Origin of the sequence: Microcoleus sp. F10-B2 (assembly GCF_036704965.1) — a bacterium.
Classification (GTDB): domain Bacteria; phylum Cyanobacteriota; class Cyanobacteriia; order Cyanobacteriales; family Microcoleaceae; genus Microcoleus.
Window position 1 is genome coordinate 15930 of the sequence record NZ_JAUBTB010000069.1, and the last position, 23328, is coordinate 39257.

Annotated in this window: 17 protein-coding genes; 4 read left to right on the top strand and 13 right to left on the bottom strand. The window is 45.8% G+C overall.

What is annotated here, in order from left to right; translation table 11 throughout:
* Nucleotides 1-71: 71 nt before the first annotated feature.
* The 4 genes from QUA99_RS23420 to QUA99_RS23435 form a co-directional block, all read right to left on the bottom strand.
* A complete protein-coding gene (locus tag QUA99_RS23420) occupies nucleotides 72-956 on the bottom strand; it encodes a glycosyltransferase (RefSeq protein WP_333238583.1) in 885 nt (294 codons plus the stop codon).
* Between the two features lie 15 nt (nucleotides 957-971).
* Entirely contained in the window at nucleotides 972-3278 is a 2307-nt protein-coding gene (locus QUA99_RS23425) for a hypothetical protein (RefSeq protein WP_333238581.1), read from the bottom strand.
* 309 nt (nucleotides 3279-3587) lie between these two features.
* On the bottom strand, nucleotides 3588-5378 hold the full coding sequence (locus tag QUA99_RS23430) for a peptidoglycan DD-metalloendopeptidase family protein (RefSeq protein ID WP_333238579.1): 1791 nt from the start codon (nucleotides 5376-5378) through the stop codon (nucleotides 3588-3590).
* Between the two features lie 612 nt (nucleotides 5379-5990).
* Complete coding sequence (locus QUA99_RS23435; RefSeq protein WP_333238577.1) at nucleotides 5991-7178, bottom strand: RNA-guided endonuclease TnpB family protein; 1188 nt, start codon at nucleotides 7176-7178, stop codon at nucleotides 5991-5993.
* A 116-nt stretch (nucleotides 7179-7294) separates the two neighbouring features.
* Between QUA99_RS23435 and pgeF the strand changes: the two genes are divergently transcribed.
* Together pgeF and QUA99_RS23445 are read left to right on the top strand one after the other, a co-directional pair.
* A complete protein-coding gene (gene pgeF, locus QUA99_RS23440; protein ID WP_333238574.1) occupies nucleotides 7295-8173 on the top strand; it encodes a peptidoglycan editing factor PgeF in 879 nt (292 codons plus the stop codon).
* 244 nt (nucleotides 8174-8417) lie between these two features.
* A complete protein-coding gene (locus tag QUA99_RS23445) occupies nucleotides 8418-9029 on the top strand; it encodes a CPP1-like family protein (RefSeq protein ID WP_333238572.1) in 612 nt (203 codons plus the stop codon).
* A gap of 149 nt (nucleotides 9030-9178) precedes the next feature.
* Here QUA99_RS23445 and QUA99_RS23450 read toward each other — a convergent pair whose 3' ends face one another.
* Nucleotides 9179-9865, bottom strand: coding sequence for an HAD family hydrolase (locus QUA99_RS23450; RefSeq protein WP_333238570.1), 687 nt, complete (start codon nucleotides 9863-9865; stop codon nucleotides 9179-9181).
* Nucleotides 9866-10361: 496 nt separating this feature from the next.
* Here QUA99_RS23450 and QUA99_RS23455 point away from each other — a divergent pair, with 496 nt between their 5' ends.
* Nucleotides 10362-12491 carry a diguanylate cyclase domain-containing protein gene (locus QUA99_RS23455; RefSeq protein ID WP_333460422.1) on the top strand — a complete coding sequence of 710 codons (2130 nt, stop codon included), beginning with the start codon at nucleotides 10362-10364 and terminating at the stop codon, nucleotides 12489-12491.
* Nucleotides 12472-13005, top strand: coding sequence for a GNAT family N-acetyltransferase (locus tag QUA99_RS23460; RefSeq protein WP_333238566.1), 534 nt, complete (start codon nucleotides 12472-12474; stop codon nucleotides 13003-13005). Before QUA99_RS23455 ends, QUA99_RS23460 begins: the two co-directional genes overlap by 20 nt.
* 20 nt (nucleotides 13006-13025) lie before the next feature.
* On the opposite strand, the gene hppD is transcribed toward QUA99_RS23460, so the two are convergent.
* The 8 genes from hppD to pstS all read right to left on the bottom strand — a co-directional run bounded on the left by hppD (nucleotide 13026) and on the right by pstS (nucleotide 22598).
* On the bottom strand, nucleotides 13026-14087 hold the full coding sequence (hppD, locus tag QUA99_RS23465; protein ID WP_333238564.1) for a 4-hydroxyphenylpyruvate dioxygenase: 1062 nt from the start codon (nucleotides 14085-14087) through the stop codon (nucleotides 13026-13028).
* A 542-nt stretch (nucleotides 14088-14629) separates the two neighbouring features.
* Nucleotides 14630-15337 (bottom strand): SDR family oxidoreductase, encoded by a 708-nt coding sequence (locus QUA99_RS23470; protein ID WP_333238562.1) that lies wholly within the window; start codon nucleotides 15335-15337, stop codon nucleotides 14630-14632.
* Nucleotides 15338-15420: 83 nt separating this feature from the next.
* Nucleotides 15421-16830 (bottom strand): NYN domain-containing protein, encoded by a 1410-nt coding sequence (locus QUA99_RS23475; protein ID WP_333238560.1) that lies wholly within the window; start codon nucleotides 16828-16830, stop codon nucleotides 15421-15423.
* A gap of 42 nt (nucleotides 16831-16872) precedes the next feature.
* Nucleotides 16873-18144: an APC family permease gene (locus QUA99_RS23480; RefSeq protein ID WP_333238558.1), complete on the bottom strand. Its 1272-nt coding sequence runs from the start codon at nucleotides 18142-18144 to the stop codon at nucleotides 16873-16875.
* 251 nt (nucleotides 18145-18395) lie between these two features.
* Nucleotides 18396-19247, bottom strand: coding sequence for a phosphate ABC transporter ATP-binding protein PstB (gene pstB / locus QUA99_RS23485; RefSeq protein WP_333238556.1), 852 nt, complete (start codon nucleotides 19245-19247; stop codon nucleotides 18396-18398).
* Nucleotides 19248-19303: 56 nt separating this feature from the next.
* On the bottom strand, nucleotides 19304-20197 hold the full coding sequence (gene pstA, locus QUA99_RS23490; protein ID WP_333460424.1) for a phosphate ABC transporter permease PstA: 894 nt from the start codon (nucleotides 20195-20197) through the stop codon (nucleotides 19304-19306).
* A 231-nt stretch (nucleotides 20198-20428) separates the two neighbouring features.
* Nucleotides 20429-21430, bottom strand: coding sequence for a phosphate ABC transporter permease subunit PstC (gene pstC, locus QUA99_RS23495; RefSeq protein WP_333238552.1), 1002 nt, complete (start codon nucleotides 21428-21430; stop codon nucleotides 20429-20431).
* 139 nt (nucleotides 21431-21569) lie between these two features.
* Nucleotides 21570-22598 carry a phosphate ABC transporter substrate-binding protein PstS gene (gene pstS, locus QUA99_RS23500; protein ID WP_333238550.1) on the bottom strand — a complete coding sequence of 343 codons (1029 nt, stop codon included), beginning with the start codon at nucleotides 22596-22598 and terminating at the stop codon, nucleotides 21570-21572.
* Between the last annotated feature and the right edge of the window lie 730 nt (nucleotides 22599-23328).

Below are 23328 nucleotides of genomic sequence, written 5' to 3' on the forward strand. Positions count from 1 at the left end.
AGCCTTTCGTCTTGAAAAGGTCACAGGCAGATCGGAGCAGGCAAGCGGTGTAGCCCCTAACGAGAGCAATTCTATTTCTCAGCAGGATTGTTTTTTTCCCATAACAAACCCGCTACAATTGCCGCCTGCGAAACCAAAAACAATCCTGCAATTAAGAGCTTTTGAATACCTCTTGTGTGAACTAATGGATAAGTTAGCAAATTGAGATAAAATGATGGAGGTTGCAGTTTTCCCTTAGCCACACTTTTAGAAGTAACTTGCTGAAACAAAAAAGCACCTTTACCGTAATTGAATTGCTGTTGCCAAAATTTGTGCAATGTCAGTTTGTGGGCGTGATAAACTATAACTTCGGGAGCGTAAACCGCGCCATAGCCGGAATTGAGCCACCGATGGCAAAATTCCCGATCTTCTCCAGAAAAGGAAAAACTGCCAAAGCCGCCAATTTTTTGGAATAAGTCAGCCGGAAGGGCAAAATTGTTGGAAGTGAAAAATTTTGCGCGATCGGGAATAGCATTATAGTAACTGTAAAGGTAATCGATCAATTGCTGGCTGGCCGTAGAATATATGTTATCAGGAAGTGCGTTAATAATTCGACCTCCGATTAAGCAGTCTGGTGTTTTGGCAAATCGAGTTTCTAGAGTTTGCAGCCAGTCTGTGGCAGCAGTACAGTCATCGTCTGTAAATACTAAAAATTTGCCTGTGGCTGCAAAAGAGCCAGTATTCCTTGCTATGGCTGGTCCTGAATTCTGTTGTGTTAAAAGTAGGAGATTTAACTGGTTTTGAAAGGGCAAAACTGTGGATTCTAGAGATATTTCGGTGCTATCATTGACGACAATAACTTGAAAGCGATCGCGCGGATATTCAAGTTCAACAAAAGACTGAAGACACGCCGCTAATTGCTCGGGGCGATTGTAAGTTGGAACAATAATTGAAAATAGAGTTTTAGCTTGGTTCATGATAACTAATAACTTTTAATTTTTCAAGCGATACAGCACCGACTCAGTATTAAAATCTTTTCCGAAAACTGGTTGCAACGGGCCCTCGGCACTTGTCAGCCAAGATAAAGCTTTTCCGGTAGCTGCGTCTGTCTCAGTCAGGGGTCCGAATCCCACAGTCCTAATTTTATTTTGGCGGAGTTTGTCAATCCATGCCGAAAGTCGATCGGCTTTAAACGGCACATATAAAACTTGTCTGTCCAAATTTCTCCCGTAAAACAGGTAGCTGCGGGAACTTAAAAAGAAGCCTATTCTTTCATCGGCTACTGTATTTTTATCAATATACTCGTAAATGCCCCGATACAGTTCGGTGCGTGCAATATCTCGCTTTTCCCTCGCCACCCAACTAGCACTTACCATCAATGCTATACAGGTACAAATAATCATTATGTAACTCGACTTGTTCAGGCTGGCGAGTAGATTTTTTAACGAGATTAAACTAGGATGGTTCTTACATAGCATCAAACCCAGCAGCAGTAATCCAATATAAACTAACGGGTATATTGCTAAATATCGAAAACTGGGAGTTAATATTTTTATCAAAAGAGTGATGGCTTCTCCAAAATTAGATTTAAACCTGTCGATCAACCAACTCCCCCAAACAATACTATTTCCGGTAAAAGAAGCATTTTTAATAAGGTCAAAAATTCTGCTGCTAGTAATGCCTGAAATACTGCTAACTACAACAACTGCGACAACAACTCGATTTTGAGTTTTTAACTTAGTTGCTGTAGCTGCGGCTGCAATCCCCAGCAAGCTTAAAAAGGGAAAGCCGTATCTGAGATTAAAGCCGAGAAAAGGGCTGATTTGACCGATCGACTCTCCCGCAGTACCTGACGTGTAAGGTGTTATTAAATACAGAATTCCTGTGCTGGCAAGCAGTATTGTTAAAATAACGTTATTTTGATTGATTATTCTGGTTTTACCTTCGATCGAAGCCAGAGGCGCTGCCAATACCTGAAGTGCGATCGCCAGAAAGGGCAGTTGCAATCTAATGATAATTTGTAACCCTAGAGTTTGCCAGTGGGAAATATTGCTGGGATTAAATTGAGCTGCTAAAGTGCTTTGCCAAATCTTTAAAAGTGGCGAAGCTGACGGCGCAGGTAGGGTAGGTGTGGGCTGCTGTACGGGAGGTGTTAGCGCAGGTACTGGAGACGGTAAGGGAACAGGTTGTAAGGGTACTTTAATCTCGCCGGCATCGCCGACAGGATAATTGATTTGCAGCAAGTTTCTTGCATACCAAAAACATCCTAACAACAAGCAACAAGCTATGCCGCACAGCAAGACTGGTTTGATAAAACGGCGAATTCTAAAAGTAGCGGGTGTGGCATTTTTATTAAGGGTGAATTTGTTAATTTCTAATATTGCTAATCCTCCTAAAAGTAATGCAGTATAGACTATCCCGGTGATTTTGATTCCGGCTAGCATTCCTGCGGTTGCTAAAAATAGAGAGAGTTCGGATTGCGATCGGCTGCTATGATAGGATAAACCCAAATATAAACCGACTGTAAATATTGCAGCTAGCGGTAAGTCTGGATGAATGGTGTTAACTTGGTTGAGCACCATCGGTACTGTCAATACTAAAGATGCTGCTGCCATAGCGTTAATTCGGGTGGCTCCAAATTTTACGCTCAATAGATAGACGGCAATTCCCTCAAGTACCCAGGCAATTAGCAGCGGAAAAGCTGCGAGAAAATCTTCTTTGAATGGAATTAAGCATAAAACAGATAAAACGTGCCAATTGTACGGATATACTTTAGCTTGCTCTTGTTCAAAAATCCAATTTCCGGCGGCATCTAATAATGTAAATGAATGGGTTTGATACCATCGGGCGATCGCAGGCAGGTGAAACCACAATGAGTCATAATTGGTTGTGGGTTGGGTTGCGAGAGTTTCCAACAGCACAAATCCAGCAAAAGCGGCGGCAACAATAATTAGCGATTCTGCTTTGCCCAGAGGTTGCTTGAGTTGGAGAATCTGCCACTGCCAGAAGGTAAAAGTTTTGTGGTTTTTGGCATAGATCGGGATTAAGCCGATCGCACAGATCAGAATTTCTGCTATAATCACCGCAGAAATATTTAGGCGATCGGCACTTCCTAAAATCAAGCCTGTACAAACTTGGGCAATACTCCATCCCGTCAGGAGTACGAGAAGAAAATGGGGAAATGAATAGTTACTGTTTTCCTTCTGATTCTCGAAGGCAAGAGACAAGCTTAAGGGAATCGGTCCGACTACAATAATCAGAAATAAAATTAATTCCCACAAATGCTGCGCTATTAGCATAAGCTGCAAGTTACCACTTTTTATCAGTTTTTCCTCGTTACCCGCAAGATCCTGGTAATATCGTTTCCGGTTGGACAATCGAGATGAGTTAGAGGACACGGCATTGCCGTTTCCCTACCGGGATTAATTGTAGGGACAGGGCATTGCCGTGTCGAAAGCTGTGGATAATATTAATTCCGATGCTACTGGATTTGATCTAACGAGGAAAAGCAACAAGCTCGTTTGCTCGTTGCACAAAACATAAATTTTCTTGTGGGGTGGGCTTTTCGACCGTTGCACAAGAAAATTTATCCAGCCAATCCCCAATTTTTACCTGCTAGCTTGCTTCTGAGTTTTGGGTTTGACTGCTTCGGCATCTTTGGGCTTAGAAGTGTCAGCTTTTAACAGTTCCGGGAATGGCGGCTGGAGGTTGTGAACCTCAATGTCCATTCCCAGCGGCAGAGGTGGAAGCTGGGGCAGATCGTTTTCCAAATCCTTGAGTGAGTTAGCGGTTTGTATTTCAACCATTTTCGGCATTTGGGGTACTTTGGCGGTTTCCAAAGTGCCGATCATTCTGGCGAGAGCGAATTCTAGCTGAGAACCGGGGTCGATCGCCACCCAACCCTGGTCAGTCATTTGCCGAACCTCGAAGTGGAGGTGAGGCCCTGTAGACATTCCCGTACTGCCGACGCGACCGATCGTCTCTCCCTGTTTCACCCACTCTCCCGGTTTGACAAACAGTTCCGAAAGGTGGCCGTAGAGAGTTTCCTGAGACTTTTTGTTGTGGCTGAGAACCACCGTCAAACCGTAGCCGCCCAACCAATCGGCGATTGCCACTTGACCCGCATAGGCCGCGAGTACGGGCGTTCCCATCGGGGCTCCCAAGTCAGTTCCGGTGTGAAACCTGCCGTAGCCCATAACCGGATGAGTCCGCCACCCAAACGGCGAAGTAATTGCCGAAGCAATAGATAGCGGAAACAGCAAGCTTTTGTTGCCATTTCCGGGCAGGCCTGGCGGACGAGGCGTGAGATTGTAGTAAGCAAAACCGGTATTGCTGCCGCTGCTGACACTAACCGCACCGACTTGAACCGGCCCGAGTCCCATGCTGGGCGCTGGAGCGCCGCCGCCGTAAGATGCAGATCCGGCATAATACCCAGCGTCTGCAGAGTATCCAGCGTCTGCGGAGTAGCCGATGTTTGCGGAGTATCCAGCGTCTGCGGAGTATCCAGCGTCTGCAGGGTAGCCTGGGTTAGCGGAGTAGCGCGGGGGTGCGTAAGCAGATTCCGGCGGGTTTGAACCCCCCCAAACCTGGCTGCCTATTTGTTGAACGGCTTGACCGATTTTACTGACAGGATTCCCGCTACTATTTCCTGCCACAGTTTCCCGAACATTGTCTGGAATGCTTTCTGGCAGATTTCGAGGAGGAGGGGCTGCAATATAGCCGTCGTCTGCTGCGATCGGAGTTTCCGGGCTGTAGTTGGGTTCTCCGGCATCTGCAGTCACTGGCTCGGAAACAGGAGGAGGCGCGCACAAACCGCCAACTTCTTCGCAGCCGCTCGATCGTTCTGCAAACTCTATTCTGGTTGGCGCTTCGTACTCTTCGTACTCGCTGGTAGCGCCAATGCTGTAGTCTGTTTGGTCGATTTCAGCGTGGGCTGGGTTAACTGGCGCTTCAAAAGGCGGCTCCTGGGCCGTCGCTTCTGGCAGGGGAATCAGCTCGGGCTCTGGCAGATAATATTGGGTGGGAGGTGGTTCGCTGGCGTACTCCGGCTCACTGGGCGGTGCGGCATCGAAAGGCTCGGACGGTGGAACTTCTGCCTGCGGTTCAGGGTATGGTTCTGGCGACCCTTGGCTGTATTCGGGTTCCGGGGGCGGGAGAGGAGCTTCAAATAATGGCTGGAGGTCTGCTGCGCCGGGGACGGCTTGTTCTGCTGGCGGAGTTTCGGCTTGGGCCCAAACAAGGCCTTTGCTGAGCAGTCCCAGACTGGCAAGGCAACCCAGTCCCACCAGCAGTGAGCGATCGGACAAAAGGCGCGATCGAGTCCGGGTGCCTGTAGGGTTCTTTTTTTGCTGTTTGGTGTTCAAAGGGGCTGTTATTTGCTTGTCTGGAACTGGTTTCACGATTTTTTTTCCCAACTCAACAGGGGGGGCAAGGATCTCGAAGTCAGGATCGAATGTATGGCAATCCTTGTCTTTTATACAGGCCTTACTGATTCTACCGGGCTTGAGGCAATTTTTTTTGTGCATAGAACAAGCTCTAATGCATTGCACATTCAGTCGCGATCGATATCCGGTTTTTTTGATCCCGATGGCACTTGCCTAGAAGTGTCTGACGGCCACACTGATGATAGCGCTTTGGGGTTCGTCTATGTTAATTAGTTGCCTATATTTCTCGGGTTATGCAAAATTTCGGCGCTGTCGATAGTCCTGAAATATTGCACCATTCTCAATAATCTTTTCAGGGCGGGCTCTCCTACCCAACCCCTACTCCCCACAAGAAAATCTACTCTTTGTGGAACAGGCCGGAAAGCCTGTTAAGCGAGAATGGTGCTCTGGGCGTGAGTTGTCCTAAAACCGCCGACTCATGGCGATTGTTTCCTGAAAGCTAGCCCTGCCTTTAAACTTCGCGGACAAAATTGTTGATTGTTTAGAATACAAGCTAATTGATGCGCTTGGGTAAGGATAGGTTTCTTGACATCCACCCCGGCGTAAACGCACGGGTATTCCTAAGACTCACGACTTAGGTTTCTGCTTCCGTCCCCTAGGGGATTTCACACCAGCCTTAACAGATTTACTCTGTTCTGGTCTTACGGTCGCTCCACAGACTGACACGGCAAGCCCTGCCGCCAAAATATTTTTTGCCGCATTAATATCTCGGTCATGGTGAGTGTCGCAATTAGGACAATCCCATTCCCGGATCTTCAACGGCATCTTGTCAACGATATGTCCGCAATTGCCACACCGTTTTGAACTCGGAAACCAGCGGTCAATCTTAATTAAAGTACGACCGTACCAATCGCACTTGTAATCAAGTTGTCTGACTAATTCCCCCCAACTTGCATCACTTATAGAATCGGCAAGTTTGGGATTTTTAATCATATTCTTCACAGCTAAGTTTTCTACGGCGATGGTTTGGTTTTCACGCACCAACCGCGTTGTTAACTTGTGAAGATTATCTTTCCTTGCATCAGTAATTTCTTGATGCACTTTCGCTACTTTGAGTCGTGCTTTGTGACGGTTTTTTGACCCTTTTTGCTTGCGACTTAAAGATTTTTGCGCTCTTCTAAGTTGGCGATATTTTGCCTTAAATCCTTTTGGATTGGCAATCTTTTCGCCAGTGCTTAGAGTGAGCAAAGTTGTAACTCCCAGGTCGATACCGACTTGATTATCTGTTCTGGGTAATGATTCAATTTCAACATCTACCAGCAGAGAAACTGACCACCTACCTGATGGTGCAAGCTTTACGCTTAAGGTTGATGGTGTTGCACCATCAGGTAGTGTCCGACTCCAGCGAATTGATAACGCTTCTGTGCTTTTTGCTAGGTAGACTTGTCCATCTTTGAACTTGAATGCTGACTTGGTAAATTCTGCACTACCACCGTTGCGTTTCTTTTTGAAGTTAGGATATTTTGCCCGCCCATCAAAAAAGTTGGTATAAGCCGTTTGTAAATGTCTCAAGCATTGCTGCAATGGCACACAGCTAACTTTGTTCAGAAAATCTAGTTCTTCGGTTTTCTTCCATTCGGTTAACATTGAAGAAGTCTCAGCATAGCCTACCCGTTTCTGTTCTGCGTACCAAGCTTCCGTTCTTGTGGCTAAAGCACGGTTGTAGACCAAACGAACACAACCCAAAGTACGTCGCAACAAACTTTCTTGTTCCGGCGTTGGGTAGAATCGATAGCTGAAGGCTTTGAGTGTCATGCTGACCTTAAGTAGGCTATTTCACATACTAGCACGTCTTGTGTGAAATGGTAGATCTTAACAAAAATTCATGTAAAGCCGTCCTATAAGGACGGGGTTTCAGACCCATTTTTTTCATGACTGTAGCTGGCGATCGCTTGACAAATTTTCCTGACTCTGAGTCCGTCGGAGACCCTGACGTTATTAGTTGGGACTGGCAGAGTTCTGAAGGCTTGCCCTATCTGACTTGCAGCTTGCTTTCTCGCTGGTCTCACGGCTTTTTTACTCGCGATTTCTCGCCCCGCGGACCGATCGATCTGACGGAAGTTCTCGCACCTGGAGCTAAGGTTTACCGACTCCAACAGGTACACGGCAATGCGGTACTCAAAACCGCTGAGTTGTCCCCGGTTGTGGCTCCGGCCCCGGAAACCGCTGCCCCAAGCTATGCTGAGGCTGATGGCTTGGTTGCCGGTCGAGAATTGGAGGCGCTGTGGGTTTGCTCGGCCGACTGCGTGCCGGTGTTGATTGCTGACGATCGCACGGGACTCGTTGCGGCAGTTCACGCGGGTTGGCGCGGGACTGCTGCTAAGATATTACCAGAGGCGATCGCTCAACTTGTGGCACAAGGCAGTCAACTAGAAAATCTGAAGATTGCTATGGGGCCGGCGATCGCTGGAGAGGTTTACCAGGTATCTGTGGAAGTAGCAGCGGAACTGGGAGCCACCATTGCTCCTGAGAGTGCCGTTAGTGCGACAGCCGACGGCATTCTAGAGTTTTTGCACCAACTGCCGGAAACGCCTGTCTTGGCCGATCCAGAGCCGGGAAAGGTACGCTTGGATGTTCGCCTCTGCAATGCTCTGCAATTGCAGCAGTTGGGAATCGATCTTTCTCAAGTGGCGATCGCTCCTTTCTGTACTTATTCTGACTCGGCTCGCTTTTTTTCCTACCGCCGCGATCGACTTAAAAAAGTCCAGTGGTCGGGAATTGTGAGCGCCGGCGGGACAAGTCCCTTCTGAGGGCATTTGGCAGAAGGTAAAATTTTAGACGGCAAAGATAAAAATAAAAATCTTTGGATTCATTATTTTGTATTTCCCAATGCCAAATGCCTTCTATCTTCTACCTTCCTAAGGTTTGCTGGTTCCTGTTTTAAAGCACTAAAAACTAGCACCAAAACTTTTGGGAAAGCGGCCCAAGCCCCCGCCCCGCTTTCCTCTCTTGTTAAGATTACTCTATAACGAGAGTCTTCAGCGGGTTATTACAATGAGTGAGCCAACTCCCTATCAACTGCTTGAAGTCGATGAAGATGCTTCCTTTGATGAAGTGCAAGAGGCCCGCGCGCGCCTAGCTGAGCATTACAGCGGTGACAAGAAACGTTTGGAATCGATCGAAGCAGCTTACGATGCGATCCTCATGGATCGCCTGCGGCAGCGACAGGAAGGTAAAATAAAAGTCCCCGAACGCATCCGCTTTCCTGAGCGGCTGACTCCCGCACCCGCAAGCTTTACTCCGTCTCCTCCCAGTGGCAGCCCAGCTTGGTTGCAACGGCTAATTGATACTCCTAGTCGATCGGACATTTTGTGGCCTGCTGGGGTGTATGCGGGGTTGGGCGGACTGAGTATTTATCCGGCGGCTAATGATTCTTTACTGCAGTTGACTCTGGCTCTTGGGGTCGGCTGTTGTCTTTATTTTGTTAATCGCAAGGAACAAAAATTTGGTCGGGCAGTGTTGCTGACTGTCGCTGGCTTAGTTATAGGCTTGGTGCTGGGAGGCTTGTTGGGTTCTTTGGTCAGTCCGGCATTTATAACAACAGAGAAATTTATCGCTTTGTTTACGTTTTTAATTCTGTGGCTGGTCAGCGGTTTTCTGCGATAGTTAGCATTCATTAGTCAGCAGTCATTAGTAATTATTAGTCATTAGTCAGCAGCCCACAACTAATAACTGTGAAATCAAGACCTCGGACAAATAATGTCAGCTAAAAATTAATAACTAATGACTAATAACTAATGACTAATAACTAATGACTAATTTTGGCGACCTAAAATAATCTCAACTGCTTCGCTCAAATTGTTGGCAATTAAATCCGGTTGGTGAATTTCTAGTTGGGTGCGATCGCGAATTCCGCACAAAACACCAATTACCTTGACACCGTGCGTTTTTGCTGATACGATGTCTGCCTCCGTATCCCCCACCATCCAAAGGTCAGAAGCAGGCGGCAGTTCGGCGAGAGCTCTGGCCATCAACAGGGGCTTATCTTTGACATCCCCGGTTTTAACGTAATCGTTGGGGAGGCAATAGCGGCGGTTTTCTGGGAAAAATTTCCCTAAATTGCAGCGGTTGAAGGCTTCGTCTAGTTCCCTGACGCGGCGCATCGTCATCACCGCTAAGTCTGCTCCAGCGCCCTGCACCTTTTCGAGGGTTTCCACGGCGGTGGGGGCTGGTCGATCGTAAATCATGTAGGGTAGGGTGTGGACGGTTTGACGGCGTTTCTGGGCAAAATCGCGGGCTTGGGCTGCGTCTAATCCTGACAGGATGCCGATTTCGGTTTCTGGAACCCGCGCGCGCTTCATATCCCAAAACTCGGCTTTCGCCAATTGGCGCACTGGTTGCCCCTCACGTTGAGTCTCTGCCAGACACTGCAGATAAACTCGGTAGTAGCGATCGGACACGTCCATAATCGGGCCATCAAAGTCGGTAATAAGTCTCAGCATTTAGCAGAATATTTTTAAGATTTTATACAAATTGTGGGATATTATATCACTTAAAAGTAACACTTTATTTAAAATAATTGACACAAACACCCCGGGGAGGTAAGGTCTATAGAAATTGTCCTAATTCAATGAAACATTTGAATTAAACTGTGCTGTTCCTCAACTTGAGCGGTTGTCAGCCATATCGGGGAATTTAAAATTCAAATGTGCCTTACAAATAGTGTAAACCGCTACATATTGTTCATAAATCTCAACCTCAATCGAGGTTGATTTTGACTGCGTTTTCTCAAAAAAAGTTGGTCCAATTAATATTTGGCCCCATTTTTAAAATCAGCAAAAAACTGCTTCGAGAAGCCAAAGCCTACTGTTTGCATAAATTAGCTAGCGGTAACAAGTGATGAAATCCGCCAGTATAAAAATTTCCCTGAGCAATCGCAGCCAAACAACAACTAACTTTACCGGCTAACCATTGAGAGAGATGCTCTACAATAACGAGATGCTTCCCACATTAACTGTAGAGAGCAGCCCCAGAAGTATTAATATTCTTCTTTATAAGCTGTTATCCTTACGCAGGATTGAATACCTCGCAGTCGATCGGGAACTTAAGATTAAAGAAATATCTGTGAAAGTGCAAGATTTTGCCTATATTCATGAGGAAGTAGGTGAAGGAAAAGACGTGCGCGATAGTTTTCCCGAACTGATTGGAATTGAAGGAATCCTGGAAGATATTATTGAAGAAAGACAGCAAGATTGTCAGTTAAAATCTATTAGCCGAGTTCTCGAAGACGGATCTTATTTGTATCTAAATTTGTACATATTTAGTTATAAGGAACAAGCGAATGCTGACAGATTGATTATTTTATGCGAAGATGTGACAGATAGCATTGCAGCTCAGCAAAGCCTGGTTCAGGCTGCAAACGAAAACAGTAGGAAAGTCGATTACTTAGCTGCATCTGGCGATTATATTGACAAAATCATTAATTCCCTAGGTGATGTTTTGTTAGTAACGGGAGCATCTGGAAAAATCAAAAAAGTGAATCAAGCTGCACAGCAATTATTTGGATATACCGAATCGGAATTAATCGGCAAATCCATATCCATGATTACGGCTGAGGAGGAATTGTTACGCAAAGTTAGCCAGCTACCTCCTGCACTTAAAAGCGAATATTGGCCTCAAGTAAAAGTAGCTTGCCAAACGAAAATAGGTTTAAAGCTGATTGTTGCGTTTTCATGCTCTACTTTCGAGACAAGCACAGGAAGCAAGGATGCAGATAGGGAGGTTATACAAGATTTTGTTTATATCGGCAAAGACATTACCAAGCAACAACGCATAAAAAAGTGTCAAGAAGCACAGTATGCTGTGACTCATATCCTGTCAGAATCAACTTCTCTAGATAGCGCAACTCCGAAAATTTTGCAAGCTATTTGCCAAAGTTTTGGCTGGGATCTTGGCGAACTTTGGACGCCTGCAGAGGCGGAGAAAGAAACTAGATTGGGAGAGGAAATAAAATCTGAAAAAGATCCGCTTTGGTGCCTGCCACTTTGCTGCCCGATCGAGGAAACTCCTTGTTGGCGGCGGGTGGCAGTTTGGCAGGCAGCGGAGGAAGTTAAGGAGTTTGCCGAAAACGATCGGCAGATTACTTTGGCTGCGGGTGAGGGTTTGCCGGGAGCGGTTTCCAGAAGCGGCTCTACACAGTGGATTACCGATCTTGCGGCCGATCGCAATTTTGTGCGATCGCGCTTGGCCGAGGAAGCGGGACTGCGATCGGGATTCGGTTTCCCCATTCACGCTAGGGGCCAAGTTGTAGGAGTAATGACTTTTTTTTGCCGGGAAGAACTGCCACCGGATCAAGATTTACTTCAGATCATAGCTGTGGTAAGTTCTCAATTAGGGGAATTTGTCAAGCGCAAATATGCAGAGAAAGAATTGCAAGAAGCTGAAGCTTCAATCAGATTTTTGTACGAACAAGAAAAACGCCAAAGTGAAGAATTAGCTCGGCAAAATTTAGCTTTAGAACAAGCCAAATTAGAATTACAAGCAGCTAACATGGAATTGCAGCGCCTCGCTTCGGTGGATGGATTGACTCAAATTCCCAACCGCCGCTGTTTTGACAAAACATTGGAGTTAGAATGGCAGTTGATGGAGCGAGAAAAAGAGCCGCTGTCTTTAATTTTGTGCGATATCGATTTTTTCAAACTTTACAACGATCGTTACGGGCATCAAGGAGGCGACGAATGTTTAAAACAAGTAGCCGAGATTTTAGATCGCAACGCTCAGCGCAGGGGAGATTTAGCGGCCCGCTACGGCGGCGAAGAATTTGCGGTAATTCTGCCGCGAACTGATCTGCAAGGAGCAAAGCAGGTAGCTGAAACAATTCGCAGCGATTTGAAAGCTGCGGCAATTTTTCACGCTGCTTCCAAGGTAAGTAAGTTTATAACTCTCAGTATGGGTATCGCTACTACTGTACCTGCTGCTGGCTTATCGATTGAGGAGTTAATTGGACAGGCTGACCGAGCGCTGTATCGAGCTAAGCTAGAAGGGCGCGATCGCATAGTTGCCCTAGACTTGAAAAGAGAATTTCCGGGCCCGAAAGGAGTATTTTCTGATGATTGTGAGAGAAGCTAACATCGCTGACGCACCTGCAATCGCACGGGTGAATCTAGATACTTGGCGGACAGCTTACCGAAAAATTGTACCGACAGATTATCTCGCGCAACTGTCCTATGAAAAAGCAGAAATCCGTTGGCAAGAAATCCTGACAAACGTCAAAAATACTGGGATTTTTGTCTGCGTTGCTGAGAATGACTCGGGACAAATTGTGGGTTTTGCTGCGGGTGGTTGCGAGCGCACCGGCAAATATGTATATAAAGGAGAATTATTTGCCATCTATATTTTGGAGGAATATCAGCGTCAAGGAATCGGACGGCAACTCGTGAGAACAGTTGCCACAAAATTGGCAGAATTAAGTTTGAACTCGATGCTGGTTTGGGTACTAGGAGACAATTCAGCCTGTAGGTTTTATGAATTTTTAGGAGGTGAAAAAGTGGACGAACTGCAAACAATTAGAGCAGGCGTTGAACTCAAAGAAATTGCCTACGGGTGGAAAGATATCGCAGTGCTGATCGACACGCCTGTATGACCTAAAAAGTGGAAGTTTTGTCAATCATCTCTCAAACTTCCCCTCTTCATTTGTTCCCGTTCAATTGCCTCAAACAAAGCTCGAAAATTCCCCGCCCCAAAACCTCCAGCTTGCACCTGTTTGCCGTCAACTAAACTAACTCGGCGCTCAATAATCTCGAAAAAGAAAGTCGGTTCTGCAAAAATTGGCTGGGTAAAGATTTGCAGCAGCATCGCTGCAGGAGTCTCTTCTTGCCAATCTGCTAAAACTTGACAAGCTGCAATTGCTTGCCAATCTGCGGGCAAATAGTTTTGTCGCTGCTGCAATTCGGAGTAGTATGTGGGAGGAACTGGTAGAAAAGGCAAACCGCACGATCGCAAATCTGCAACAACCCCGACAATATTATTAGTTTGCAAAGCCATGTGCTGAATTCCCGGCCCCCGATTTGCGCTCAAAAACTCTTGAATTTGAGAATTAGCTGATGCCGGTTCATTAATCGGGAATTGTACCCCACCTTCAGCGTGCACCATAACTTGGCTCCGCAAAGCCGATTTCTCAGTCTGAATGTCAAAATTTTGCTGGGGTCGAAAACCTAATATTTTTTGATACCAACTAACAGCACTTGACAAATCGCCCGATTCAACATTTAACACTACGTGGTCTATCCGGGTAAACAGTGGCAGCTTAGGAGAAGCCTCCAGCGCTGAATTCTCGCCAATTCGCTCAACGAGCGTATGGCTTAAATCTCCCCAACCAGCGATTCTTGCCCGCTTAAAATAGCCTGCTGGGTTTAGGTCTTCGTGAATCGGTTCTAGGATTTTAGCGCCTTCAGCAGCCGCTCTAGCTACTGCTAATTCGATATTTTTTACCCGAAAACCCACATCGGCAATCCCTGGAGGATGAAACTTCAACCAACGAGCAGCGGGACTAGCGGGTGTCAGGGGCGAAGATAAAATAAAACATACGTTGCCGCTGCTGACAGCTTCAGTGTGAGTGTGGCTGTTGGCATAACCTGCTATTGATTGAAAGCCTAACTTGCCGACAAACCAGTCGCGGGATACTTTAGCGTTTTCAACGTAAAATTGAATGCGATCGAACTCCATAATCAATAATTGAAAATGGAAACTGAAAAATGGAAAATCGGCTTATTTTCTGTGCGAAACTGCAAGGGAGGGACTGAGTAATGGATATTTTTCATTTTTTTTATTGTGCGCCGGCTTAATAATAACCTAAAGATTGAATATCTTAGCTACCTCTGAAGGCAGAAATAAGTCAGCGCTTAAAAGAAACCCGGTATCTGGGATAACTAGGATTTGGCCGCGAGGCTTTCGCCAACAGGACTAACGTCAAAAAATAGTTTGAGGCGCGAATTATAGCCGTAAGGTGCGCGGCAGAAGAGCACCCTACATAATTAGGTGCTGTGCAAGTTCTCAAACCTAAAGAGGTCATAATTTTTCGGGGCTTGAGGTGCCGCTGCCTTCTGCCTTCAAATGACTAAGAATTTCAAAGGTGGTACCCGCCACGTGATTTATCCGTGGAATCAATCCAAAATCGAAAATCGAAAATCCTCAAGAAAGAGCATTGATCCGTGGGGTCAATCTCAAATCGAAAATCGAAAATCGAAAATCGATTGACTCCTCTATCGCTAAAAGAACAAATGACTTTCCGGCTGAATATTAATCTCCATCGGCACAGCTTGCGGGTCAGCCGAAAGAGCAAAAATAATCGCATTTGCAGCAGTTTCGGTACTCAGCATTTTTGACCTGTCTACCTTCAAACTCACATTATCCCAAAACGGAGAATCTACCCCGCCAAAATAGAATAGCGTAAACTTAACGCCGTAGCGTCGCAGTTCATCTGCCATGCACTTGCTGAAACCAACTACTCCAAACTTTGAAGCGCAATAAGCGGTTCCCATCGCCATCGAATGCTTGCCCAAAATCCCGATGACATTGCAGATGTGACCGGATTTTCGCTCTTTCATCACATTCGCCGCTGCTTGAGACGTATAAAAACTGCCTTTCAAGTTCAAGTCAAGCATTGCATCTAAATCAGCGGGTTCTAACTTGTTCCACTGCTTGAGAATTCCGGCACCGGCGGCGTTTACGAGGGCATCAATTTGTCCGAAATGTTCCAGAGTTGTCTGCATCAACGTCTCCACTTGCGGCAAATCGGTGATATCTGTGGGCGCGCACAGTACCTCTGTTGCCGAAAGTTCGCTAGCTAAAGCCTCTAACTTACTGCTGTCTCTGGCGGCGAGCACTACCCTCGCACCCGCATCGGCGAGTTTGCGGGCCACCGCTGAACCGATGCCGCCAGTCGCACCCACCACAACCACAACTTTGTCCTGCATATCCCTTTACATTTCTTTACGTCCAGATTGTATGATAACTCAAGTTTCTAGTAATCGGGATGTTTATATATTTTAATTTTTAATTAATTTAGGGAAACTTGCCAGCCTTTTTCTGCTTTTGTTAGCTGGAGAGAAGTGCAGGATTGCAAAAATTTAGGAAATTTTTTACCGAGATTAAAGTCCTTAATTATTTGGGTAATTTGTTTGCCGTATTGTCGGTGAAATTCGCTGCCTACATTGGAGAGAAATACAGAATTCTCAGGAGAGTTGCCGGTTAAGTCGCTAACTATTTTGACTAGAGCTTTTTCCAAGTCTTCCAGAGAATTAATATCTGTCAATGTTGCAGGTGTTGTCGCAGTGTTATTTTGATTTTCTTTGTTAAGTATTGGCGGTGGCGGGGACAATTTAACTTCAAAAAGAGTGACATAAGTTTGAGAATTTTCTGAGGGTTTGTGGACGACAAACTCGGTGGGATATTTGAGAAATATATCCCTGGTTTTACTGCCTAGCGAATGAGTTGCAACAACTTGATTGAGGACTAAACCGTAATTTTGCCTAAACAGAACTGCAATAGTAGAAAGTTTTATCCACTGAGTTGAGGTGCGTTGTTGCTCGGTTTTGATTAATTCTTTTAGCTGAATAACTAATTGTTCTAGGGGTGTAATTTCCGGTGTAGTTACGAGGGAATGGGTTTCAAATTGTCCGGTTTTGCTGTTTAAAACTATGATTTTATCTATTTGTTTGCGAACTTGAAATACGGTTAATCCGTGGGCTTGCAGTGTATTGCTGAGGTGAGTGAGGGCGCGATCGGACGAACAGACAAAAATCTCTTTGGCTGTGGGATAATGTACGAAAATCGATGCGCCGACTGTAGCCATTTTTAAGTCGGCGCTGTCTTTGCCGGGGGGGACGTGAATTAGTTGATAGCCGCGCTGGTGAAATTCGGCATCTTTCTTGCCCATGCTGCGCCAGTTGGCAAAGGCAACTTTGATTTGGATGGGATAGTGGCAAATTCCCTCTAGGAATTTTTCGGTTTCGATGTTGAGTTGCAAGTTTTCGACATCTAGCAGCAAGATAGCAATGCCGACAGGAAGCGAATTTGTTTGATTTGGGGTGGGAGTTGGAGGTTTTGACGAAACTGAGTTTTGTGATTTAGCTGGGACTGTTTGAGATTGGGCTAGGATCTCTATTCGGGCAAATAATGTGCGGAATTGAGGTGAATTAATGAATTCTGGAACCAGCAGAATTTGTAGGTATTTTTTGGCAGTCAGCAGCAGGAAATCTGTATCGCTGGCTACTCGGAAACTTTTGGTCAATTTTCCAATCAAAAGTGACTGAAAATCAGGTTTGGCCCAGGGGGTTTTCCTGTATTTTTCAGCTATCCATTCGGGATGCTTTTGCTGAATGGAAATTAGTGTTTGAGCGATATAGCGACTGATAGCGCTGAATGCGACAGATTCTTGAGTCGCCAGCAAGGGAGTTCGATCGGGCATGACCCTCCACAATCCGGGATGGTGTTTCAATCTATCACAATTCTAGTTTCTCGCCAGCAGCCGGACGATCGCCCGCCAAATTAAACCGACGGCAATTAATGCCAATCCTGTCAGCCAAATTTGCCTCTGGACCCAGAAAGCCAGAAACAGACAACTTCCCAAACCCACCCAAGCCAACCACTGCGGGTAAAGCCTTTCGGCGGGGGAAAGTTGCAGCGCGGCGAGGTTGGTGATAGCGTAATATATCAAAACGCTAAAAGCGCTAAATGACCAAGTGGTTTTGACATTGCCGACGAGGATTAAAAGTGCGATCGTAACTTCCACAACCACCACAGCCACATAAGGCGTTGTCCCCGAAGGATTCAGGCGCGCCAAGACTCTCGGCATATCCAGACGCCGCCCCATCGCCAGCCAGATGCGCGAGAGCCCTAAAATTAAGTTCAGCAAGACTCCCAACATAGCGGTAATTGCGCCGGCGGCTAGCAGTTGAGAAACTCCCGGAATTGGGAAACTGCGGGCGATGACTTCCAGGGGTGCAGTCGTGCCGCCTGTTTGTAACGACAATTTATCGGCTCCCCCCGCGCCCGCGACAACTACTGCTACCCCCACGTAAAGCAGCATTGTCAGCGCCAAAGTGAAAATTATGGCTTTGGGAATGGTTTCCCTCGGTTCCCGCACTTCCTCGCTCATTGTGGTGATGCGGGCGTAACCGCTATAAGCGACAAACATCAGGGCGGTGGCCTGAAAGATGGAGCCGATCGAGCTATCATTCTGTACGGTGGCCATTTTCCACCTTACCTCTGGCAAACCGACAGCAACAAACACCGCTAAGGATAGAAGTGTAACTGAGACTATGGCAGTATTGGCAATATTCGATCGCCTAATCCCCGTCAATACAATTAAAGTGAGAATGGCGAGGGCGACTAAAGCTGTTAGGATCTCGTAAGTGCGATCGGCTACACCAACTGCATTTAAAAAATACCCCGCAAAACCTAAAGCAGCAGTAGCAGCCGAAGCCGTTTTCGCCAACAAAAACATCCAGCCGGCAGTGAAACCCAGCCAAGGATTGAGATATTTGTAGCCATATTCATAAGTACCGCCGCTAACAGGATGATTTGCCGCTAATTGAGCGCTGTTAAGGCCATTGCAAACAGCAACTAAAGCCGCAATACCCACAGCCAAAATCACTCCCGGCCCAGCAATTTCCGCAGCAATACCGATACTCACAAATACCCCAGTGCCCACAATCGAGCCCAGCCCCATCAGAGTAGCGCCGAAAACACCTAACTCTCGCTTAAGCAGTGGTGAAGACATAACTATAGCAGGCAAGATGCCTGCACAAAAATATTTGTCTGTTGTGGAACAGGTCGGAAAGCCTGTTCTGAAGACATAACTATAGCAGGCAAGATGCCTGCACAAAAATATTTGTCTGTTGTGGAACAGGTCGGAAAGTCTGTTCTGAAGACATAACTATAGCAGGCAAGATGCCTGCACAAAAATATTTGTCCGGTCTGTTGTGGAACAGGTCGGAAAGCCTGTTCTGAAAGAGGTTCAAGATGTAAGTATTAACCGAAACGGCCTTGAATGTAATCTCTCGTACTCGAATTGCTTGCAGAGGTAAAAATCCGGCTTGTCGGGCCAAATTCAACCATGCGGCCGATGCGGCTTTCATCAGTATTAAAGAAAGCCGTGTAATCAGAAACACGAGCAGCCTGCTGCATATTGTGCGTCACAATTACCACAGTTAACTGCTGCCGCAGAGTCTGAAACAACTCCTCAATCTTCATTGTAGAAATCGGGTCGAGAGCAGAACAAGGTTCATCCATCAGCAAAATTTTCGGCTTCACCGCCAAAGCGCGAGCAATACAAAGCCGCTGCTGCTGTCCGCCCGAAATCCCCTGAGCCGATTTATTCAAATCGTCTTTCACCTCATCCCAAAGCGCCGCACTTTTGAGTGCAGATTCCACAATTTCATCTAATTCTGCTTTGCTTTTGCGGCCAAAAATCCTCACCCCGTAAGCAATATTATCGTAGATGCTCAGCGGAAAAGGATTCGGTCTTTGAAACACCATGCCCATTTGGCGGCGCAAACTATTAATATTGACTTTAGGACTGTAAATATCCTGTCCAAAAAACTCTACTCTTCCTTTAATTTGAACCTTTCCCTCCAATTCGCCGATGCGGTTGAGAGCTTTAAGAAAGGTAGATTTGCCACAACCTGAAGGGCCAATAATCGCCGTGACTTGCCGGTGAGGCATATTCATCGACAAATCTTCCAAAACTTTGTGAGTTCCGTAGGAGAAACTCAAGTCCTGAACCCGCAGTGCTGGCATGGCATTGGGGTCAATTTCCGGGGTGGCATCTTCTAGAAACTGAGCGGTATTTTTTTCTGATTTCAAGTTAGCTTTAGGTTTCATTATTCCTCTAGTGATAGTGTTAATATTTGACTGATAAATGAACTTTAGTGATTGATTTATCGATTTTGAAAGCGTTTCCGAGTTACTGTACGGGATGCGACGCTAGTCATCAAAACCATGCCCAAAAGGACAGAGGCAGCAGTCCACGCCAATTCGTTCTGCTCCTTGTAAGGAGAGCTGGCGTAACTGTATATTAATACTGACATGGAAGGAGTTGGAGTTAGCAGTGTCTCTGGAATTTCTTGGATTTTGGAGATAGTTTCTGCGCTGACGGGAAACTGAACTATCTCCCCCAATTTCTCAACCAAAGGAGGCCAAAATTGGCTCGACAAGGCAGTTACAATTAGGGGTGCAGTTTCGCCGGCGGCGCGGGAAGCTGCGAGTAAAATGCCTGTGGTAATAGTCGGGAGTGCCGAGGGAATAATAATCCGAAAAATAGTTTGAAAGCGTCCGCCTCCCAAACCAGCAGAAGCGAGGCGGTAAGAAGCAGGCACTAATTTTAATGCTTGTTCTGTTGTTAGCGCAACAACCGGTAACATGATAATGCCGAGAGCGAAACCGCCGGCTAATCCTGAGAATGCCTTAGTGGTAACAACAATTAAAGCGTAAGCAAACACCCCGACAACAATTGAAGGAACGCTGCTGAGAATGACGGTGATAAAGCGGACGGTATTGGCTATCGCCTTATTTTCCCTACCAAACTCTGACAAAAATATTCCTGTCATTACGCCGATAGGTACGCTGATTAATGTCGCAATTCCCACCATTAAAGCAGTGCCTAGAATCGCATTTGCAAAGCCGTTTGGCTGGTTTTCAACTCCGACGGGTGCGGGCAGAGATACTAGCACTTCCCAGCTCAAATGTGTAAGTCCTTCCCCCAATATTTTGTACAAAATAGCGAACAAAGGTAGCACGGCAATAGCTGTGAAAACGAAGGCAATAAGTGTCATTCCGCGACTGAACAAATTTCTGCTCAGTGACAGGGGTTTGTAGATTTGTGCATCCAGAATACTGTTTGATTTTTGTGCTTGATTCATGCGATTTTAGATTTTAGATTTTAGATTGATTCTGCGGATTTATCCGCAAGCTTGTTCTCAGGATGTTACACTTTTATCTTTCTCCGTCCTGAGCCTGGGAAAGAATACATAAAAGGGCTTGTTACCCAATTACTTTCGATCGTGTTAATTCTTAGATCCCTTAACGCTCATTAGCTTAACTAGCAATACTGCCACTGCATTCACCAACAGAGTGATGACAAATAGAATTAGCGCTAAATACATTAAAGAGCCGATGTGCAAATCTTCTTGAGCTTCTCGAAATTGACTTGCCAAAACAGCGGGGATTGAGTAGCCGGGAGCTAATATAGATTTGTTGATTTGAATCGAGTTGCCAATTACCATTGTAACTGCCATTGTTTCGCCTAAAGCGCGTCCCAATGCCAAGATAGTCGCTCCGATAATGCCCGAACTTGCTGCTGGCAATAACAGCTTAAATATAGTTTCCCAGCGGGTGGCCCCGAGGGACATCGAAGCACTGCGCAAATCGACTGGAACTGATATCAACACATCGCGGCTGATGGCGGCTACTGTGGGCAGAATCATAATCGATAAAAGTATTCCAGCGGGCAGCATTCCGGGACCTAAAGGTTCGCTGCTGAACAGGGGAAACCAACTGAAATTATCGAACAATGACTGCTGCAAGGGCAACAAAAAGGGAATCAAAACAAAAATTCCCCACAGGCCAACTATCACGCTGGGAATAGCCGAGATTAATTCAACCATGAATCCCAAGGGCGATCGCACCCAACTCGGCAAAAAGTTCTCGCTGGTAATTATAGCTACTGAAAGTCCTAGAGGAATGGCGATGATAATGGCGATCGCAGAACTAACCACCGTACCGTAAATAAAAGGCAAAGCCCCAAACTGTAATTCCCCGATATCCCATCTGGGATTCCACAAAAACTCCAGTCCAAACTTGCTAATAGCGGGCAAAGCATCCTTAAAAATTATCCAACTCATCCAGAACAGCGTACCGGCTGTCGCTATCGCAAAAGCCCATACAAATACTGTAAATCCCGACTCCAGCCACAAAGCTTCACCATTCGTATCAGTCAAGTCTACGTGTGTGTTTATTCCAGCAGGCTTCGGAGTTAATTTTTTCGGTTTCTTTGAATAATTGGTCATACCAAAGTTATGGCGTAAAAAGTGAAATATTTGCTTGAGGGACTAGCTTGTACGGTGCGCTGCACCAAAACCCTGGCAAGTTATGAGTTTTGAGTCATACATTTAACTCAAAACTCATAACTCCCTGAAAACATCCGAATTAACCTCTGGCAACCACAGTCTGATTAACTGTTTGAACCACCTTTTGAGCTGTAGCTGAAGGAATTTGAGTAAACTCTAACTGTTTGTTGATACCTTGGCCTGTAGTCATCACCCAATTAACCATCTTTTTAATAGCATCTGCTTTCGCGGCAGGATACTGTTTGTAGATTAACAACCAAGTCAAACCAACAATCGGATAACCGTCGTTGGGATTGCCTTCTACTAAGCGGAAGTCTGCGGGGAATGTTTCCCCTGCTAAAGCTTTCTCTGCTTCAGCCAAGCTAGGATCTACAAACCGGCCAGCTTTATTTTGAATAAATGCTGTTTGGAGATTGTTTTGCCGAGCATAAGTATCTTGAACGTAGCCGATCGCACCCGCTGTATTCTTCACCAAAGCAGCTACGCCGGGGTTTCCTTGACCGCTGACAGGGCTCCCCGGCCAACTCGGCTGAGCGGCAGCTTTGATGCTGCTGCCGATCGCCTGCAAGTGGTTAGCAAAAATAAAGGTTGTACCGCTGCTGTCTGCGCGTACAGCTACTCGAATCGCAGTATTTGGCAAGTTTTTAGCTTGTCCAGAAATTCCCGCTATTTTAGGATCGTTCCAGCGAGTAATCTTTCCTTCAAAGATGCCTTTCATGGCATCGTTATTTAGCCTCAGATTGGTCACTCCGGGCAAGTTGTAGACAACTGCAACAGCGCCGCCAGCAGTCGGAACCGCCATGACACCGCGCTTTACTTCGGCTATTTGCGCCGCCGTCATCAGCGCGTCGCTGCCTGCGAAATCAACAGTGCCTGAAATTAATGCTTTGATACCAGCACCACTGCCAGTTCCTTCGTAGTTTACAGTAATTTGATTGGCACTTCTCATCTGAGAGAAGTAGCGATCGTAAAGAGGTTTAGGGAAAGTGGCTCCCGAACCGTTTAGTGTGACAGCAGCTACAGCAGAAGTAATCAACGAGAGCGAAAATGCTGCTACCGCTAGCGTAACTATAAAAGCACGCCGCCAACGTGCAGTGAAGAAAATCATAATCCTCGTCCTCAATATTGATAGCAGGCTTTACAAATCTCCTCCATAGGATAGACGGAAATCCCTAAGTAAAGACATAGGAAACAATAAGCTTCTTTTAAATTATGGTTAACATTAGATTAAGCTTTTAAAACTTAAGTAATGGGCGCAATAACAATAAGGTTATTTTAAATAATGGTTAACATTAGATTAAGTTTTTGACTGTTAGCTGCTGCAAGTTCTATTGAAGTTATTACGCTTATGATTGACGCTCTAAATAGCCGCTGGCAGTAAAAAATATTTGTCCGATCGCACTAAGCTAATTTCGCACGATCGGCGATTTACAGCGCCGGTGGGGCGGTAGTTATAAAAAAGTTAGAAACGAGCGATCGCTACTTGATAATCCTTACCATCTTATTTAACTTTCAATGTTGTGCATGACTGCAAAAAAATAATCATCTTGCTGCCCAAATTCAGGGATTAGACATCTCCGAAATAAAAAATACGGTTCGCTCGCAGATAGTATAAATAGGATTTTACCAAAGAAGACTCATATGATTCAGCTTTAATCTGGACTTCCCCCGTAAATATGTAATAAAATATCTAAAACCTTTACCAATTATAGGTTTCAATTGTTGAGTGAAAAAACTGTACCCAAGTTAAAGCAATAGCCATTTTGGCGATCGCGCAGAACGCAATAGATTCAATATAATTGGCGTAAGCTTGCAGGCGTGAATAACCTACATGGCTA

Coding starts and splice junctions, on each gene's coding strand:
- QUA99_RS23420 (WP_333238583.1), bottom strand. CDS start 956: ATGAACCAAGCTAAAACTCTATTTTCAATTATTGTTCCAACTTACAAT.
- QUA99_RS23425 (WP_333238581.1), bottom strand. CDS start 3,278: ATGCTAATAGCGCAGCATTTGTGGGAATTAATTTTATTTCTGATTATT.
- QUA99_RS23435 (WP_333238577.1), bottom strand. CDS start 7,178: ATGACACTCAAAGCCTTCAGCTATCGATTCTACCCAACGCCGGAACAA.
- pgeF (WP_333238574.1), top strand. CDS start 7,295: ATGACTGTAGCTGGCGATCGCTTGACAAATTTTCCTGACTCTGAGTCC.
- QUA99_RS23445 (WP_333238572.1), top strand. CDS start 8,418: ATGAGTGAGCCAACTCCCTATCAACTGCTTGAAGTCGATGAAGATGCT.
- QUA99_RS23450 (WP_333238570.1), bottom strand. CDS start 9,865: ATGCTGAGACTTATTACCGACTTTGATGGCCCGATTATGGACGTGTCC.
- QUA99_RS23455 (WP_333460422.1), top strand. CDS start 10,362: ATGCTTCCCACATTAACTGTAGAGAGCAGCCCCAGAAGTATTAATATT.
- QUA99_RS23460 (WP_333238566.1), top strand. CDS start 12,472: ATGATTGTGAGAGAAGCTAACATCGCTGACGCACCTGCAATCGCACGG.
- hppD (WP_333238564.1), bottom strand. CDS start 14,087: ATGGAGTTCGATCGCATTCAATTTTACGTTGAAAACGCTAAAGTATCC.
- QUA99_RS23470 (WP_333238562.1), bottom strand. CDS start 15,337: ATGCAGGACAAAGTTGTGGTTGTGGTGGGTGCGACTGGCGGCATCGGT.
- QUA99_RS23475 (WP_333238560.1), bottom strand. CDS start 16,830: ATGCCCGATCGAACTCCCTTGCTGGCGACTCAAGAATCTGTCGCATTC.
- QUA99_RS23480 (WP_333238558.1), bottom strand. CDS start 18,144: ATGTCTTCACCACTGCTTAAGCGAGAGTTAGGTGTTTTCGGCGCTACT.
- pstB (WP_333238556.1), bottom strand. CDS start 19,247: ATGAAACCTAAAGCTAACTTGAAATCAGAAAAAAATACCGCTCAGTTT.
- pstA (WP_333460424.1), bottom strand. CDS start 20,197: ATGACACTTATTGCCTTCGTTTTCACAGCTATTGCCGTGCTACCTTTG.
- pstC (WP_333238552.1), bottom strand. CDS start 21,430: ATGACCAATTATTCAAAGAAACCGAAAAAATTAACTCCGAAGCCTGCT.
- pstS (WP_333238550.1), bottom strand. CDS start 22,598: ATGATTTTCTTCACTGCACGTTGGCGGCGTGCTTTTATAGTTACGCTA.